This is a genomic window from Gulosibacter sp. (genome assembly GCF_052090685.1).
Lineage (GTDB): Bacteria > Actinomycetota > Actinomycetes > Actinomycetales > Microbacteriaceae > Gulosibacter.
Genome location: NZ_JBQDBE010000022.1, coordinates 15,038 through 32,408 on the forward strand (window position 1 = coordinate 15,038; position 17,371 = coordinate 32,408).

Genomic DNA, 17,371 nt, shown 5'->3' on the forward strand with positions numbered 1-17,371 from the left:
GACCTAACCGTGTTTCTCTTAGTGATGCCGTACGTGGAGCACGTGTGCCTGGCCGGGAGCCAGTCGGACGTAGTTGTGAGTGGACCAGTCCCAAATTGATCCGGTGAGAAGATCCTCAACCTGGAAGCCGGAGCCGACGGGGATATCGAATTTCTCGCTGTCCACCGTGAGGGTGGCCTCGTGCGTGTTGAATGCATCGAGGTTCACCACGGTCAAGATCGTGTCGGCGATGCCATGATCCGTGTATTGCGCGGCCAGGTGCTTGGAGAACGAGAGTACCTGCGGATTGTTCGCATCCTGAATCTCGAAATTGCGCAGTTGCCAGAGCGCCGGGTGGGCACGACGAATGTGATTGAGCTTCGTAATGAGCGGTGCAAGCGAGCGTCCCGCGGCCTCTTCCGCTGCCCAGTTGCGGTTTTTGAACTCGTATTTCTCATTGTCGATGTTCTCTTCGGAACCCGGTCGCGCGACGTTCTCAATGAGTTCGAAGCCCGAGTACATGCCCCAGTTTGAGCCGCCCATTGCGGCGATCACCGCACGCGCCTCATAGGCTGGCCGACCGCCACGCTGAAGGTACTCGGTGAGAATATCCGGCGTGTTCACGAACAGGTTCGGGCGCATGAAATCACTTGTGTCGTGCGAAGTTTCGTAGAGGAACTCCTCGAGTTCCTCACGGGTGTTCCGCCACGTGAAATACGAGTAGGACTGCTGGAAACCGGCCTTCGCGAGTGACTGCATGACTGCCGGTCGAGTAAAGGCCTCGGCGAGGAACAACACCTCGGGATGCTCGGCGTTAACGTCGTGAATGAGCCACTCCCAAAACTGCAGCGGCTTCGTGTGTGGGTTATCGACCCGGAAGATCTTCACCCCGAGTGACACCCAGTGGCGCACGATATCGAGCACCTCAAGGTAAATCCCGGTTGGATCATTATCGAAGTTGATCGGGTAGATGTCCTGGTACTTCTTTGGCGGATTCTCGGCGTAGGCGATGCTGCCGTCATTGAGCGTGGTGAACCATTCGGGGTGCTCCTTGACCCACGGGTGGTCGGGCGTGGCCTGGAGCGCGAGGTCGAGCGCAATTTCCATACCGAGCGACTCGGCGCGCTCGCGGAAGGAAACAAAATCCGCCTCGGTCCCGAGCTCAGGATGCACATCCTTGTGGCCGCCGGTCTCGGCACCGATTGCCCACGGTGAGCCCGGGTCATTGGCACCGGCCACGAGGGAATTGTTGGGGCCCTTGCGGTTCGTCGAGCCAATCGGGTGGATCGGTGGGAGATACACCACGTCGAAGCCCATAGCGGCGACACCCTCGAGTCGCTCTTTCGCACTCTGGAAGGTACCGCTTTGCCAGGAACCGTCGGCCTTCGGCACGGCGCCCTCGGAGCGGGGGAAGAATTCGTACCACGCACCGAACCCGGCCCGCTGACGTTCCACGCGAATGATCCGCTCATCCGACTTCGTCACGAGGGAGCGCACCGGTGCTGCGGTCAGCTGCGCGATGACTTCATCGTCGAGCAGGGCGCGCAGTCGCTCCAGGGGGCCGGATGCGGTGTCCCGCGCGGCTGCGGCTGCGGCGGTCAGGGCGGGGCTGGGCTGGGCGCGATCGAGCACGCGGGCACCCTCTTCGAGCATGACCTCAACGTCAATGCCCGCGGGGACCTTGATCTCGGCATTGTGTCGCCAGGTCGCAAAGTCATCCCCAAATGACTCCATGTGCCAGCGCCACTCGCCTTCGCGGTCGAGCTGGGCCGTGGTGAGCCACTCGTCGAGCCCGGCGCGACCGCGGTCGAGTCGGATGCGCTGAGCGGCCCCGTCTGGTGCGGTCAGGACAAGGTCGACGCCGATCTTGTCATGTCCTTCACGGAAGGACACACAGGAGAACGGGACGACCTCACCGACGTAGGCCTTGGAAGAAAAGAGTGAATCTTCGATCTGCGGGCGAAGCTGCATGATCGGAATTCGTCCGTACACCGGTTCGTATCCCGAACCGGGGAAATTGGTTGATCGAGCGGAAGCCGAGTTATTCAATCCAGATGTCGTAGCCACGTCTGCGAACTTAGCAAGTTTGGTTGGCGGGGAACCTGGTCGAAACCGAAAGAACTAGTCGTCTTGATCAATCACTGCGTAGATACGCATCGATGGGCCGACCAAACGCATCCGCTGTTGCGGAATGGCAACCGACATCGCATCCGTATCAATTTCGGAAACGCGATAGGCAGCCGAGTCCCAGAGGAGCCGGTACCCCTTGATCCCATCGAGTTCGGGAAGCCGGAACGGTGCCGGATCCGTGACGCCGTGAATGATCACAAGCAACTGATCCGTCCGACCGTCCTCGAGGAGTGAGGAGGCGACGAACTGTACGGAACGACTCGCGGGGGTGGTCCACTGCCAATCAGCCATGTGCCGACCGAAGGCATCAAACCAGGTGAATCGCGTCGCATCCTCGAGTGTCTCGGTGGAGTGGTTGTAGCGGCCCGGGCGAAGTACTGGATGATCGCGCCGAATCTCGATGAGTCGTCGCGTGTGCAGGATGGTTTCTTCTTGGGACTCGTCGAGGTCCCAGTTGATCCAGCTGAACTCGTCGTTGTCCTGGTTATAGGGATTGTTATTGCCGTGCTGCGTCCGCGCGAGCTCGTCACCGGCGGTGAGCATCGGAATGCCTGCCGAAATGAGCAGCGTACCGATGAGGTTTCGGACCGTGAGGCGGCGGTCTTCCTGGATCTTGTCGTTATCGGTGGGGCCCTCGATACCGAAGTTATAGGAGTGATTGTTATCGGTTCCGTCGCGGCCGAGCTCATGATTCATGAGGTTGTGCTTGACGTTGTAGGAGACCAGGTCGCGGAGGGTGAAGCCGTCGTGCGCGGTGACAAAGTTCACCGTCGCCAGCGGCCCGCGATCATCGCTGAATCGATTCGATGATCCGGCGATTGCGGTGGCCAGCTTGCCAATTGCCTCGCGGTGCTGACCCGTTTGTCGGGCGTGGGAAAACGACTCGACCCAAAATCGACGCAGTCGATCGCGGTATTCGTCGTTCCATTCCGACCAGCCGCGCGGGAAGTGGCCCGTCTGCCAGCCGCCAACGCCCACATCCCAGGGCTCGGCGATGATCTTCTTGTCGGCAAATACCGGATCATTCACAATCGCGTGGAGCAGCGGATGGTCGGAGGTGAAGGCGTGGCCGTGGTCGCGACCGAGCGTCACTGCGAGGTCGAAGCGGTAGCCGTCGATGCCGAATTCGGTGGTCCAGTAGCGCAGCGAGTCGAGCACCAGCTGCTGAGCGATCGGGTGCGAGGTGTCGAGCGAATTGCCGCAACCGGTCACATCCACGAGGTTGCCCGCGGGATCGTGCCGGTAATAGACCGCGCTATCGAGACCCCGGAAGAGAATGTGGTCGCCGTGGTGGCCTTCGTCTGCCGTGTGGTTGTAGACCACATCGAGGAGGACTTCGATACCCGCTTCGTGCAGGGTTCGCACCGTCTGCTTGAATTCGCGCGCGATGGCTGCGGGCCCTTCGGCACGTGCGGCCTCGGTGGCGTAGGCGGCGTGGGGTGCGAAGAACCCGAGCGTGTTGTAGCCCCAGTAATTCGTGAGCTCATCGCGACGAAGGTGCTTTTCGCTCGTGAAAGCCTGGATGGGGAGCAGCTCAATCGCGGTGATACCGAGATTGGTGAGGTGCGCGACCACATTCGGATGCGCGAGACCCGCATAGGTGCCGCGCTGTTCCTCGGGGACAAAATGCGCGAGCTTTGTGAGTCCCTTGAGATGCGCCTCATAAATCACGGTGTCGCGCATGGGCGTTCCCAGGTGGTGGTACTCGCCCCAATCGAATTCCTCAGTCGCGACGACTTGGGCTACCCAATACTGGTCCTGTTCGTCGCCGAGGTTCTCGACGTGTTTCGCATAGGGGTCGAGCACGAGCTGCGTTGGATCAAAACGGTGGACATGCCCCTCGGGGCCGTCGAGCCGCAACGCGTATCGGGTGCCCGGGGCAAGGACGCTATTGGAGACTTCCCACACATTGCCCTTGCGGGTCAGCGGCAACTCTTGCAACACCATCCGCGACTGCGACAGGACCACCACGGACACTGCCGTCGCGTGCTCGGACCACACCCGTAGCCGGGGGAGTCCCTTGAACGTGGTGATTCCGAGAGCAGAAGTGTCTGAAGTATCCATGCTGTGTGTTCGATCGATCTTGCGTAAACGCGGTGGGAAGGAAGTTGCGATCCGACTTCTCGGTCAGCTTCCAGAGTCTACTGACTGTGCGCCGCCTTCGGTGGAACAATAGAGAACATGTCCGTTTACCTTGATCATGCTGCGACCACGCCACTGCACCCCGCGGCGCGTGAAGCGTGGCTTCGGGCCACTGAGGTGGTCGGCAATCCCGCATCCATCCACGGACATGGTCAGCGGTCTCGCGGCGAGCTTGAAGAGGCCCGCGAGCGGATTGCGCGCACCCTGGGTGCGCAGGCAATCGAAACGGTATTTACCTCGGGCGGTACCGAATCCAACAACCTCGCGATTAAAGGGCTCTGGTGGGCCCGCAATCGCGAAGCAACGCGACCGGTGATCGTCACCACCCGGACCGAACATCACGCGACCCTTGACGCGGTCGAGTGGCTCGTCAAAAACGAGGGCGCCGAAGTCGAATGGCTCGAGGTGGATGCGCGGGGGCTAATTGATCTCGCGGCAGCAGCCGAGGTGATTGCTCGCGTTGCGGACCGCGCGGCGGTCCTGACGATCTTGCACGGGAACAACGAGATCGGCACCGTACAGCCAGTGCGCGAGCTCGCCGAGCTGTGTAGAGCCGCGGGGATTCCCATGCATGTCGACGCCGTCGCATCCTATGGTCAGTTGCCGGTCTCACTGCGCGAGTGGGGCGTGGATGCGGTGAGCGTTTCCGCACACAAGATCGGCGGGCCGGTGGGCGTCGGAGCGCTCGCGGTCGCGCGCCACGCGAATCCGGAGGCGCTCGTGCACGGTGGCGGTCAACAGCGCGGGCTGCGTTCCGGTACTCAGGATGTTGGTGGGGTGCTCGCCTTTGCCGCGGTCGCCGACACCTTCGTGGATGGGGTGATGCCCGATACCGAAGCGCTTGCGCAGCTGCGCGACCGACTCATCCGCGAGATTCGAGTCGCAATTCCGGAGGCCGAACTCCGTGGCGCAGAACCCGGCGAGGGACGGCTGCCGCTCAACGCCCACTTCACTTTCCCCGGTTGTCAGGGTGACTCACTCCTCTTCCTTTTGGATATGGCGGGTATCTCGGTATCGACCGGTTCGGCTTGCCAAGCAGGTATCCCCGAACCGAGCCATGTCCTGCTCGGCTGCGGCTTCGATGAGGCGACGGCCCGCGGTGCCCTGCGCTTCACACTGGGTCACACGACCACCGCCGAGGATATTGATCAGCTCCTCGCGGCGCTTCCGGAAGCGGTTGCCCAAGCGCAGAAGGCTGGCCTGTCGAATAGAACGGCGCCGCGGCACTAATATTTCTCTTCGGGTGAGCGACTGCTTGCTGGCCAACGAAGGAGCGCAATGTTCAGCTGGAAACTGCACGGCAACGGTCGAACCGTCAAGCCGGGCGAAGTCGTCGCTCCGGGAGAGCGACTTTCGTGGCCGATCACGATCGGCATCGGCGCGCAGCACGTCATCGCGATGTTCGGTGCGACCTTTCTGGTGCCGCTGCTGACCGGTTTTCCGCCGTCCACCACGCTGCTGTTTTCGGGCATTGGGACGCTGCTGTTCCTCGTCATTACCCAAAATAAGGTTCCGAGCTACCTCGGTTCGAGCTTTGCGTTCATCGCACCCATCATTGCCTCGACCCAGGCACACGACATGGGTGTCGCGCTCGGTGGTGTCCTGATCACGGGGCTGCTGCTCGCACTGGTGGGCATTTTCGTGCAGTTCATCGGTACGCGCTGGATCTCGGTGCTCATGCCACCGGTAGTGATGGGCTCGATTGTTGCGCTCATCGGGTTCAATCTGGCGCCGACCGCATACGACAACTTTCAGCAGTCAACGCCAACTGCGCTGGTGACGCTCTTCGCGGTGGTGTTGTGTACCGCGCTCTTCCGCGGAATCCTCGGCCGAATCTCGGTGCTGCTCGGCGTCGCGGTTGGCTACGGCTTCGCAGCAATCCTCGGCGAAGTGGACCTCACCGCGTTCAATGAGGCGGCGTGGTTCGGGCTGCCTGAGTTCCACGCGCCGGAATTCAACCTCGCGGTGCTGCCGATGTTCCTGCCGGTGATTTTTGTACTCATCGCCGAGAACGTCGGTCACGTCACCTCGGTGGCACAGATGACCGGTAAGAACCTGGACCACATGGTCGGCCGCACTCTCGCATCCGATGGCCTCGCGACCGCGTTGTCGGCGACCTTTGGCGGATCTCCAACGACGACGTATGGCGAGAACATTGGCGTCATGAGTGCCACGCGGGTGTACTCGACTGCCGCGTATTGGATCGCCGGCATTGCGGCAATCGCCCTCGCAATGAGCCCCAAGATTGGCGCGCTCATTTTCTCGATCCCACCGGGTGTCCTCGGTGGCGTGACGTTCGTGCTGTACGGGCTCATCGGAATTGTCGGCATCCGAATGTGGGTAGAAACGAAGGTAGATTTTGCAAGTGCCAAGAACCAGATGACCGCAGGTGTTGCCCTCGTCGTTGGCATCGCGAATGTCACTTGGGACTTTGGCGGCATCATTTTCAATGGCATCGCACTCGGTACGGTCGCCGCGCTCGTGATCTATCACCTGATGAACCAACTCGGAAGGCTGACCGGCACTGAAAGGCGCGAGTTTCCGCCTGCTACCGCACCGATCGATCGCGTGGTCTGATTGTTGATGGGAAAGTTCGCAGGATTCTTTTGACAGTCTTGTCGGCGGCCCGGCACCGAACCTCGCGAGACGGCGACGGTTGCGGTGCCGGTGCAGAACAACCGAGACAGCGTTAGCGAGTAGCCGCGACGCCGAGGGCTGAGTCGAGTTCTTCGAAGGCCTCAAGCCAACCGTCGTATACGTTGTGTTCTTCTTCCCGATTGTCTTCGATACCGAGGACATGGAAGGTCATTTCGCAACGGTCGCCCTCGAGTTCGCGCAGGTCGATCGTGATGATGGGTGATTCCTCGACGGCTGAATCCGGCTCAGCCCAGGTGAATTTCAACCGGTCTGGCTCCCGAACTTCGAGATAAATGCCGGCGGTCGGCCACGACTGCCCAGTGTCCTCCAGGACCATGTTGTATTCATAAGTGCCGCCTTCTCGCAGGTCGATCTTCACCGATTCCGGTGGAGTGATAAGCCCGTGCGGGTGCCACCATTTGGCGGCCAGCGATGGGTCTACCCAGGCGCGCCAGATGGTCTCTCGCGGGGCGTCGAATTCTCGAACGATAGTGAATTGTTTGTCGGTCATGATTCCTCCTCATTTGTGCCGACATCGGTGTCGGGCATCTTGCTGCCAACTGGGGTGTTGGCATCGCCGGGCGACTTCGGTGCCCGGTCGTTGAGCTCGCGCAGGACGTCGTCGAGCTGGTCAAAGCGCGACTGCCAACGAGAGCGATGCTGTTCGATCCACTGTTCCGCATCCGTCAACCCTTCGGGCCGGAGCACACACGGGCGAAATTGTCCCGTTCTGGTGCGCTCGATGAGTCCAGCCTCTTCAAGGACGCGGAGGTGCTGGGAAATCGCGGGACGGCTCATTGCGAAGGGTTTCGCGATGTCATTGACCGAGGCGGGTCCCGTCGAGAGCTGGTCGAGGACCGCTCGTCGAGTTGGGTCGGCGAGCGCGAAGAAGATGCGGCTGAGTGGATCCGTTGCGATTGGCATTGCGCTTCTCCGTTCTCGGGACAATTCTCTGGTCGTGGACGTACAGAGCTTCCGGCGTCCGAGGCAGAACTGGGCGTCAAATCTCAATTAGATGCGTAAGTAACTACCTACATAATTTCACTCCAGTGGCGAGGCGTCAACCACAAGTCCTCTCCAGCTGGGCGATGGCTGGGTCTTTTGGGCTGCGGCACGATGTCCGTTAGCTTGCCCGCTCGATTCGTGCGGGCCAGTGGGTAGCGACGGTCAAGGTTTCGGCTCGTTGCCCGCGGCTTGCCGACGGACGGCGGCAACGTCGGTGGGTCGTTTTACGGTGATGACTGGGGTTGGAAGGTGTTTGAATCCGCCTCAGTATTCGATAAATATTTCGAATAATAATGCTGGACATATCGACCAGATGTTCGCTATACTTTTCAGTAGGAAATCGAACACGGGTTCGAATCCAAGAGCTTCTTTGCGAGGGGGTGGCGCCACATGTCCAACAGGTATGACACTGGCGATGCCGCCAGCCCGCGCAAGCCGCGAGCGAATCGGGGGCGCCGCACCGAGGCGGACTCGCTCCGCGCGGCCGAGCTAAAGTCGGCATTGGCGGACTATGGGGTCGCCTACACCGCCCGCAGCGCCGGGGATGCGCACATGATTCGCGCACTCAGTGCCGCGTACGCGATCGCGTCAGATCGCGCCCAGGCCGCCCTCGCCGCGCCCGGACAGGTGCGTGGGACTGAGGACCAGGTGTTCGCGTGGCACTTCACCACCGTGCTTGGTGAGTTCGCATTCGCCTCCCACGACTCGGACAAAGCGCTTCGCAACCGCGCATACGATGCACACCTCCTTGTCACGAAGTTTGCGTCCTGGGTGGAAGCACTCGAAGCTGGGCGAGTCGACATGCGCCACATTATGGCGCTGCTGAAATACGGTCGCATGCTCGAGGACCGCCACCTCGCCGACTACGGGGCGCAGGTGCTCGAATACGCCAAAGGTCACACCGCGAGCAAGACCGCGCCGTTCGCAGAACGCATTGCGAGCACTATCGCTGCCGATGACTTCGAAACCACGCATCAGCAAGCCCGCGTGCAGCGATACGTGCGGATCACCCACGACGGGTTTGGGATGGCCTACCTCAACGCTTATTTGCCGAGCGAGGTCGCTGCCCCGATCGGGCAGCTGCTCGACAAGCGGGCCCGCGAGCAACGTGTGCTCGAGGCGGCCGCAGCAGAAGACCACAAGGTTTCGGTCCGCGCAGCCCGCGCTGCGGGCACCGATGCGCCGGCCGAGTTCGTGGCGGACACCCGCACCACCGCGCAGGTTCGCGCGGACATTCTCGCGGAAACCCTGCTGTGCGCGACCCCGGGTGCCTCGAACGTGAAAGCGTCCGTCAGTATCGTCGTACCTGCACTGACCCTGCTCCAGGGACGTGTCGACGGTAGTGCGCCGGCAATGCTGGATGGTGTGACGCCAATGAGTTTCGCCGAGGCCCGCCAGTTTGCGGGCGAGGCCACCGCGTTCGACCGGGTCCTCACCGACCCGGTCACTGGCCACGTGCTCTGCGTAGACACGTACCTGCCGAACCGTGCCCTGCGTCGTTTCCTGCAGATCCGGGACCGTACCTGCAGGTTCCCGGGCTGCGCCCGCCCCGCCGCAGTGTCCGAGGTGGACCACACCACGCCGTACAGCGAGGGTGGCAAGACCAGCAGCGACAACCTCGCTTACTTGTGTCGCGGGCACCACGTGCAAAAGCACGAAAAGCCCTGGACCGTCACCAACCTCGGCGGTGGAACCCTGCTGTGGCAGTCACCACTCGGTCAAATCGTGGTCTCCGAACCTGAACCTGTTGGTCCGCGGTTCCGACCCAAGGGCGATGCCGGTGTTCGTCGCGCGTTCGCCCCAAGCCCGACGGATGAGGGTGCGACCGCGCAATTTGGCGTCAGAGAAAATTCTGCCAGTGTGTCTGCTGCCGGAAAATGGGCAGCTGAAAGCAGCATCCCACCACATTCCGACGATCCGCCGCCGTTCTGATGCGGAGCGCGGGGTAGGAGAGCGGACTCGATGGAGCGTGCAACGTAATCGGAGTCATTCGCTTCAATGTAAAGACGCTTGAGTTCGACATTGTCAAGGGTGATGACGATGGCACTCGTCGGATTTGCCACATCCTGAAAGACACGGTCACCGTCTTGCACATAGGCTCCATCGAGTCCGCGAAAACTGCAAGGGCTGTGGTTGCTCAGATATAGAAACCACTGCTGGGACCGTGCATCCAGGTTTGCTTCTGACCGAGTGCCCTAGAAATCCCAGTCGTCGTCGGTTGTGTCCTCTCCCATCCCAATGACATAGGAGGATCCGGAGCCGGAGAAGAAATCGTGGTTCTCATCACTCCCAGGGGAGAGCGCGGCGAGAATTTCTGGATTCACTTCGGTTTCTTCGGGTGTGAATCTCGCCGGATAGCCGAGGTTCATGAGCGCCTTGTTGGCGTTGTAGCGAACGAACACAGCGACATCGTCCATAAGACCGAGCGGTTCGTACAGTTCACCCGAATATGCGAGTTCGAGTTCGTAGAGCTCTTCGAGCAGTTCTAACGTGAAGTCACTCATGTGTTGCTGGTCGGCTGCGCTCTGGGTTTCGAGCCCGCGCTGGTACTTGTATCCCGAGTAGTATCCGTGCACTGCTTTGTCTCGCAGAATCAGGCGGATCATGTCTGCGGTATTCGTGAGTGTCGCACGGACCGAAAAATGCAGCGGCAGGTAGAAGCCGGCGTATAGCAAGAGTGAGGACAGCAGTGTCGACGACACTTTGCGTTTGAGTGGGTCATTCCCGTAATAGTGCTCGAGCACTTTCTTGCAGCGTGTTTGCAAGAGGTCATTGTTAACTGCCCACCGATACGCGTCGTCAATCTCTGGCGTCGATGAGAGCGTCGAAAACACCGAGGAGTACGACCTCGCATGCACTGCCTGCATGAACGCAATGTTCGTATAGACCGCCTCTTCGTGCTCGGTTCGGGCATCTTGGATCTGACAGATCTCGCCCACGGTGGCCTGCACGGTGTCAAGCATCGTGAGTCCCGTGAACACACGCATTGTGAGCGTGCGATCCTGCTGGGTCATGCCCTGCCATGACGCAAGGTCATTCGATAGCGGCACTTTTTCTGGGAGCCAAAAGTTTGCCGTCAAGCGGTTCCAGACTTCAAGGTCCTTGTCGTCGCTGACACGATTCCAATTGATTGGTCGCAGTCTCGCGTTCGGATCGTGCCGGTATCCGGGAGGGGTGACGGATGCGCTCAACAACGAGAGATTCGTTTCGGTGATAGAGGTCATAGGGGAGGTTCTCCTTCAGCGGGGTGAATAGTGGCGCTCTGTTTCCAGAACTGCTCGAGGCCGGATCGCACCCGGTCGACGTCGCGTGCGGTGCCAAGCAACTCGAATCGATAGAGTTCAGGCACGCGGCACTTGGCCGAAATGACCGGCCCTGCGATGCAATAGTGCTCGCCAAAATTTGTGTTCCCGGCGGTGATGACCCCGCGCAGCAGATCACGATTGACCGCGTCGTTCAGGAAGCCGATGACCTGCTTGGGCACGGCTCCGCGATGTGCACCGCCACCGTAGGTCGGGACGATGAGGACGAACGGTCGCGAAACCCGCAACAGTCCATCAACACGCGGGCGCAAAGGGATCCGTGCCGCGGGAAGTTCGAGTTTGTCGACGAACCGGCGCGTGTTCTCCGACACACTCGAGAAATACACCAGGTCGGGCGAATCCTGCCCTTCCAGCTCGTGCGCCGAAAGTGGCGCACTAGGCGCGCGGATTTCGTTCTCCTGCATTGGTTTGTTACCTCCTGTTCGGCGGGATTGGTGTTCGCGAACGCGAGTGACGCTCTTGAACGGTCGCGGGTGGCACTTCGCATCGTGATCCGGGACGATGCAAGAAAGATACAGTATGACAAAGATAAAAGTTTGGTGCACCAAACAAATGGGTTAGTCTCAAGAATCACGCAGATGTTGCGCGAGTCAGACCAGTCCCAGTGGTTGGAACGTGTGTGGGGAAGTGAAGGGAAAACGATGTTGGATCCAGTGTCCGATCCGGTTCGGAGCAAGATTCCGGTTGAGATCACGAATCAGTGGATACGTGAATTCATAGCCGAATGGGCGGATATTACCGAGCCCGATGACATTGAATTGGTGAGTGCCGAGGACGACGAGCGATTGGTACGAGAGGCGCTCGCTGCCAACGAGCTGTTTCCTGCCGGCCGGGGTCGCTACTATGCCCGATCCTTCGAAAAAGACACCGCGCGTTCGGAGGAACGGACCGTCGTTGCGACCGGTAACCCCGACGACCGCGGCGTGTATAACAATTGGCGACCTTCGAGCGAGGCAAAGGATGAGATCGTCGAGCGCATGCGGGGCGCCTCGCGCGGCAAGACGATGTATGTGATTCCATACCTCATGGTCCCGCCCGGAACTCCGCTCGCGAGCTTTGGTGCGGGGGTCGAACTCACCGACGATCGCGGTGTCGCGCTGCAGATGATCCGAATGGCGAGAGTCGGGATGCGGTATCTCACTGATCTCGAGGATCCGGAATTCTTCGTGCGAGGGGTGCACGTGACGGGGGACTTAGCGGCGCTCGGTCAGGGCACTCCGGACGACCAACGACTCTTCGCGACGATTCCAGACGAGCGAATAATTCTGCATTTCGGGTCCGCCTACGGCGGTAACGCGCTCTTAGGGAAGATCGCGCATGCGCTTAGATTGGCTTCCTTTGACGGATATCGCTCCGGTAAATTCCTCGCCGAACAATTCTTGCTCCTCGGAATCGTCGATCTTGAGACCGGGGAGCGACGACACATCTGCGGCGGCTTCCCGAGTGCATCCGGAAAAACGAATCTCGCGATGACACTTCCGCCCGACGCACTTGGAGAGCGGTATCGAGTCGAGTTCTACGGCGATGACATCGCGTGGCTCTGGGTTGACGACGCAGGACAATTGCGCGGTGTCAATCCGGAAAATGGTGCCTTCGGAGTTGCGAAGGATACCAATGAACGCACGAACCCGACCGCGATGGCAGCGATCGCCGAGGGGTCGGGCACGATTTTTACGAACGTGGCCTACAACGTACACACGGAAGAAGTGTGGTGGGAAGGGCTCACCGACGAGCCACCGGCCGATATCGCAGGGTGGCTGGATTGGCGAGGACAACCGATCGCCGATCGCGGTGTCGATGAGCGTAACGAGCCGTGGGCTCATCCGAACAGTCGCTTTACGGTGGCCCTCGACCGCATCCCAAACCTCGCTCCGGACGCGGCCGAACCCCACGGAGTCGTGATTGATGCTGTTATCTTCGGTGGGCGCACGCGTGACCGCGAGCCGTTGATTCGTGCGATCGACGACTATGCCGAGGGCGTTTACGACGGACTCACTCTTGGTGCGGAGGCGACGTTCGCTGCTGAAGGCGTCGACGGACAATTGCGCTACGACCCGATGTCGATGCGACCCTTTCTCTCCTACCCCGAGGGTGAATATGCGCAGCACTGGCTTGAGGTTTTCGATCAGCTCACAGCGCGTCCCGCCTTTGCACACGTGAACTGGTTCCTGCGCGATTCCGAAAACGGCCAGTACCTTTGGCCCGGCTACCGCGAGAATCTGCGTGCCCTGCTGTGGTTGCTTGACTATAAGGAGGGCAAGGTCACCGGGCAACGGACGCCAGTCGGAGTCGTGCCGCTGTTGGAAGAACTCGACCTGACGGGACTTGAGATACCCTCTGCGACTCTCACGAGCATCCTTGCCATCGATACCGATCGGTGGCGCGAGGAATTGCACTTTCGGGCCGCGCATCTCGCGCAATTTCCTCGGCTACCCGAACGGATCACTGCAGCTCACAATCGGATTACCGAATCGCTCGGTATGCCTGAAAGTGTTGCGCGTTTGCGGTAATAGGTTCGTGTCGTAGGGCCGCACTAGAGTCGACGTCATGAGCATGATGCCGCACGGCGGCGGAGGCGGCGGGCGCGGAAGATTCCTCACCGACGAGTCCGCACTCCGAGAAAAGAACACCGCTTCGCCCGAGGTCGAGCACCTCTGGCGCAAGATTGGTGCGCTCTTTTTCCCGTATCGCGGGATGCTCATCTTCGCCCTGGTGCTCGTGCTCATCACTGCCGCGCTCGGGGTTGTTCCGGCGCTACTCACACAACAGGCTTTTGACCGCGGGCTTTTCCCGGTCGACGAAGGCGGAGCTGAGGGCGGAGGAACGCCGAACTTCGTCGCGTTGTGGTGGATTCTTGGTGCGATGGTCGCGGTACTGCTGATCAACGCCGCGCTCGCGATCTGGCAGACCTGGCTGACCGTGATTATCGGCAACTCGGTGACCGCAGACCTGCGCATACGGCTATTCGATCGACTCCAGCAAATGGAACTTGCGTTCTTCGCACGCACGAAGACGGGTGAAATCCAGTCCCGACTGCAAAATGACGTGGGCGGCGTCGCAACCACGCTGCAGAACACCTTTACGTCGGTGGTGGGTAATATCGTGAGCACGATAGCGGCGGTGGCAGCCATGTTTGTGCTCAACTGGCAGCTTGCGATCCTGTCACTCATCATCATGCCGCCGCTGATCGTGATGCAGCGACGCGTCGGCCAACGGCGCGCTCGCATTGCCACGCAAACACAGCAGTCGCTCGCCAATATGACCGCGATGACGCAGGAATCACTCTCCGTATCCGGAATTTTGCTGACCAAAACGCTCGGACGCGAAGAAGCGTCGCTCGGACTGTACCGGGATGCGAATCTACAGCAAGTCATGTTGCAGCGGCGGCTCGCAATGATGGGGCAGTGGTTCTTCGGCGTCGTCCGAGTTGTGATGGGCATGGTTCCCGTGGTCATTTACCTTGTCGCGGGTTTCCTAATCGCTGGCGGTACCGGACTCACGGCGGGAACGATCGTCGCGTTCACGACAGTGAACAGCCAGCTCACCCGACCCCTGACCGGCCTCATGCGCACCGGCCTTGAAATTCAGACCTCAAAAGCCCTCTTCGCGAGAATCTTTGAGTATTTAGAACTGCAGCCCGCGATGCGAGAACCCGAGCATCCCCGTGCCCCCGACTCCACTCGTGCGGGTGAAATCGCCTTCGAACACGTGACCTTTCGATACCCCGATCAGACTGCGGATCAGCTTGCCACGCTCGATGATGTCAGCTTCCAAGTCCGGCCCGGCGAGGTCGCTGCCTTCGTTGGCCCGTCGGGGGCGGGAAAATCGACGATTGGCTATCTCATCGCACGACTCTATGACGCGACCTCGGGCACCGTTCGGTTCGCCGGTGTGGACGTCCGGGAACTCAGCCGAGCAGGCATCATGCAACACATGGGGCTCGTGAGCCAAGAGTCCTATCTCGTGCACGCAACCATTGCCGAGAATCTACGGTTGGCGAAATCCGATTCAAGTGATGAAGAGCTGGAAGCAGCATGTCAAAAAGCGAGCATCCACGAACAAATCATGACCTTCCCGCTTGGCTACGACACAGTCGTGGGCGAACGTGGCTATCGACTCTCTGGCGGAGAGAAACAGCGAATCGCGATTGCGCGAGTGCTGCTGAAGAACCCACCGGTGCTCGTGCTCGATGAGGCGACGAGCGCGCTGGACAATGTAAGTGAACGGCACGTGCAAGCAGCCATTGATGAAGCGAGTCGTGGCCGGACGGTGGTCTCAATCGCGCACCGCCTGTCGACGATCCGCGGCGCGGATGTGATCCACGTCCTCAATCGTGGACGGATTGTTGAACGGGGCAGCCACGCCGAACTCATCTCACTCAACGGCATCTACGCGGAGCTCTACCGCGAACAGGATTCGCTGCCGGCGGAACCTGAATCAAACGGCGACCCCCTGACAGGGAAGTAGGCGCCCGAGTAGAATCGCCGCATGAAAGTTTTGGCAGCAATGAGCGGCGGAGTCGATTCTTCCGTCGCGGCGGCGCGAGCGGTGGATGCCGGCCACGAGGTGGTCGGTGTCCATTTGGCGCTCTCGCGCGCCGGAGGCACGCTGCGTACCGGTGCTCGCGGGTGCTGCACGATCGAAGACGCGATGGATGCGCGTCGCGTGTCAGATGAACTCGGGATTCCGTTTTACGTGTGGGACTTTTCGGAACGCTTCCGACTCGACGTCGTGGATGATTTCATCGCCGAGTACGAGCAGGGACGTACCCCGAATCCGTGTCTCCGATGCAATGAGAAGATCAAATTTGCGGCGCTGCTTGATAAGGCAATTGACCTCGGTTTTGACCAGGTGGTCACTGGGCACTACGCCCACATCGTGGATCGTCCCGATGGCGTTCGAGAACTGCACCGCGCAAGTGAAGAGGCGAAGGACCAGTCTTATGTCCTCGGCGTCCTCACTGAGGAGCAGTTGTCGTACTGCTCTTTCCCACTCGGGGACACCCCCTCCAAGGTACTCGTCCGCGAAGAAGCAGAACAGCGCGGCTTCGTGACAGCCAACAAACCAGACAGCTACGACATCTGCTTTATCCCGGACGGTGACACACGAACCTGGCTGGGCGGGCACATCCCCATGCGCCCGGGCGCCATTGTCGATCGCGAAGGCGAGGTGCTCGGTGAGCACGATGGCGCGGTTGGTTTCACGATCGGGCAGCGCAAGGGCCTCAAGCTCGGTCGGCCCGCAGCCGACGGGAAGCCGCGGTTTGTGCTGGGCACTGACCCCGTAGACAACACCGTGGTGGTCGGCCCCAAGGAAGCCCTCGCGATCGGCGAGATTGCTGGCCAGCGATGGACGTGGGCGGGGCCGAAACCCGCGCAGGAGCAGTTCCGTTGCGGGGTACAGATCCGCGCGCACGGCGACACGATGCCCGGAACCTGCAGCATCCGTGCCGCCGCAAATTCCACGCGCCCGGATGCGACCGAGCAGGGGTTCGAGGTTGCCGTGCGTACCGACGAGCCACTCATCGGTGTCGCCCTGGGACAGACTGCCGTGATTTATGAGGGAACGCGAGTTGTCGGGCAATTCACCATTGACCGCGCGACTTCTGAACTCGACCTCGAGCCCGTTCTCGTGGGTGCCGCAGCTGGCACCGCAAAGGAGCAGCATTGAGTAACCCCGGTGCAGCCGCACCTCCGCTGAAGGATGGCGAAGCGCTCGACCGACTTAGCGACCGAGCTGAGCGGTGGGCAAAGAAATACGCGCAGCCGAATGATGAGGATGCGTTCCGCGCCGACTACGACAAGAAGTTTCGGTCCGAGGCGGAGGACCTCGCCACCAAGAGCACTCAGGGGGCGCGACCCTTCGGTCTCAAAGAGTGGATCCTCGCCGTGCCACTGTGGCTGATCCTCGCGGGCGGCGCCTTCGTGCTCTCAATTCTGTTGATGCAGCCGGATACCTTGTGGTTCTGGATTTACGCGGCCATCGCGGTACTGATCTTCCTGGCTGGCATTGGCGCGGTGTACTTCGACACAACTTCGGAAAAGCGTGCCCAAAAGCGCCACGCCGACAAGGTGGAGTGGCTACTGAACGCCTCACGCCGAAACGCCATGGACGTATTGCGCGGACGTCAAACCAGCACAACTAAGGGGTAGCCC

At 60.6% G+C, this 17,371-nt stretch carries 13 protein-coding genes; 7 read left to right on the plus strand and 6 right to left on the minus strand.

Annotated features, from left to right (window positions below; genetic code table 11):
• Positions 1-18: 18 nt before the first annotated feature.
• Together ACTHXA_RS12860 and glgX are read right to left on the minus strand one after the other, a co-directional pair.
• Positions 19-2,046, minus strand: coding sequence for a maltotransferase domain-containing protein (locus ACTHXA_RS12860; RefSeq protein WP_441672992.1), 2,028 nt, complete (start codon positions 2,044-2,046; stop codon positions 19-21).
• 54 nt (positions 2,047-2,100) lie between these two features.
• Positions 2,101-4,173, minus strand: coding sequence for a glycogen debranching protein GlgX (glgX, locus tag ACTHXA_RS12865; RefSeq protein WP_441672994.1), 2,073 nt, complete (start codon positions 4,171-4,173; stop codon positions 2,101-2,103).
• A gap of 117 nt (positions 4,174-4,290) precedes the next feature.
• Here glgX and ACTHXA_RS12870 point away from each other — a divergent pair, with 117 nt between their 5' ends.
• Positions 4,291-5,481, plus strand: a complete 1,191-nt coding sequence (locus ACTHXA_RS12870; RefSeq protein WP_441672996.1) for a cysteine desulfurase family protein — start codon at positions 4,291-4,293, stop codon at positions 5,479-5,481.
• Positions 5,482-5,529: 48 nt separating this feature from the next.
• On the plus strand, positions 5,530-6,828 hold the full coding sequence (locus ACTHXA_RS12875) for a uracil-xanthine permease family protein (RefSeq protein WP_441672998.1): 1,299 nt from the start codon (positions 5,530-5,532) through the stop codon (positions 6,826-6,828).
• A 112-nt stretch (positions 6,829-6,940) separates the two neighbouring features.
• Here the strand turns inward: ACTHXA_RS12875 and ACTHXA_RS12880 are convergent, their stop codons facing one another.
• Complete coding sequence (locus tag ACTHXA_RS12880) at positions 6,941-7,399, minus strand: SRPBCC family protein (protein WP_441673000.1); 459 nt, start codon at positions 7,397-7,399, stop codon at positions 6,941-6,943.
• Positions 7,396-7,812 carry an ArsR/SmtB family transcription factor gene (locus tag ACTHXA_RS12885; RefSeq protein WP_441673002.1) on the minus strand — a complete coding sequence of 139 codons (417 nt, stop codon included), beginning with the start codon at positions 7,810-7,812 and terminating at the stop codon, positions 7,396-7,398. Before ACTHXA_RS12885 ends, ACTHXA_RS12880 begins: the two co-directional genes overlap by 4 nt.
• Positions 7,813-8,283: 471 nt before the next feature.
• Here ACTHXA_RS12885 and ACTHXA_RS12890 point away from each other — a divergent pair, with 471 nt between their 5' ends.
• Complete coding sequence (locus ACTHXA_RS12890) at positions 8,284-9,825, plus strand: HNH endonuclease (protein ID WP_441673004.1); 1,542 nt, start codon at positions 8,284-8,286, stop codon at positions 9,823-9,825.
• 263 nt (positions 9,826-10,088) lie between these two features.
• On the opposite strand, the gene nrdF is transcribed toward ACTHXA_RS12890, so the two are convergent.
• On the minus strand, positions 10,089-11,117 hold the full coding sequence (gene nrdF / locus ACTHXA_RS12895; protein WP_441673006.1) for a class 1b ribonucleoside-diphosphate reductase subunit beta: 1,029 nt from the start codon (positions 11,115-11,117) through the stop codon (positions 10,089-10,091).
• Positions 11,114-11,620 carry a class Ib ribonucleoside-diphosphate reductase assembly flavoprotein NrdI gene (nrdI, locus tag ACTHXA_RS12900; RefSeq protein ID WP_441673008.1) on the minus strand — a complete coding sequence of 169 codons (507 nt, stop codon included), beginning with the start codon at positions 11,618-11,620 and terminating at the stop codon, positions 11,114-11,116. The genes nrdF and nrdI overlap by 4 nt, the downstream gene beginning before the upstream one ends.
• A gap of 237 nt (positions 11,621-11,857) precedes the next feature.
• Here nrdI and ACTHXA_RS12905 point away from each other — a divergent pair, with 237 nt between their 5' ends.
• The 4 genes from ACTHXA_RS12905 to ACTHXA_RS12920 are packed head-to-tail and all read left to right on the plus strand — an operon-like array spanning position 11,858 to position 17,368.
• Positions 11,858-13,726, plus strand: coding sequence for a phosphoenolpyruvate carboxykinase (GTP) (locus tag ACTHXA_RS12905; protein ID WP_441673010.1), 1,869 nt, complete (start codon positions 11,858-11,860; stop codon positions 13,724-13,726).
• Positions 13,727-13,763: 37 nt separating this feature from the next.
• Positions 13,764-15,683, plus strand: a complete 1,920-nt coding sequence (locus tag ACTHXA_RS12910; RefSeq protein ID WP_441673012.1) for an ABC transporter ATP-binding protein — start codon at positions 13,764-13,766, stop codon at positions 15,681-15,683.
• A 21-nt stretch (positions 15,684-15,704) separates the two neighbouring features.
• On the plus strand, positions 15,705-16,886 hold the full coding sequence (gene mnmA, locus ACTHXA_RS12915; RefSeq protein ID WP_441673014.1) for a tRNA 2-thiouridine(34) synthase MnmA: 1,182 nt from the start codon (positions 15,705-15,707) through the stop codon (positions 16,884-16,886).
• A complete protein-coding gene (locus ACTHXA_RS12920) occupies positions 16,883-17,368 on the plus strand; it encodes a hypothetical protein (protein WP_441673016.1) in 486 nt (161 codons plus the stop codon). Before mnmA ends, ACTHXA_RS12920 begins: the two co-directional genes overlap by 4 nt.
• Positions 17,369-17,371 lie beyond the last annotated feature (3 nt).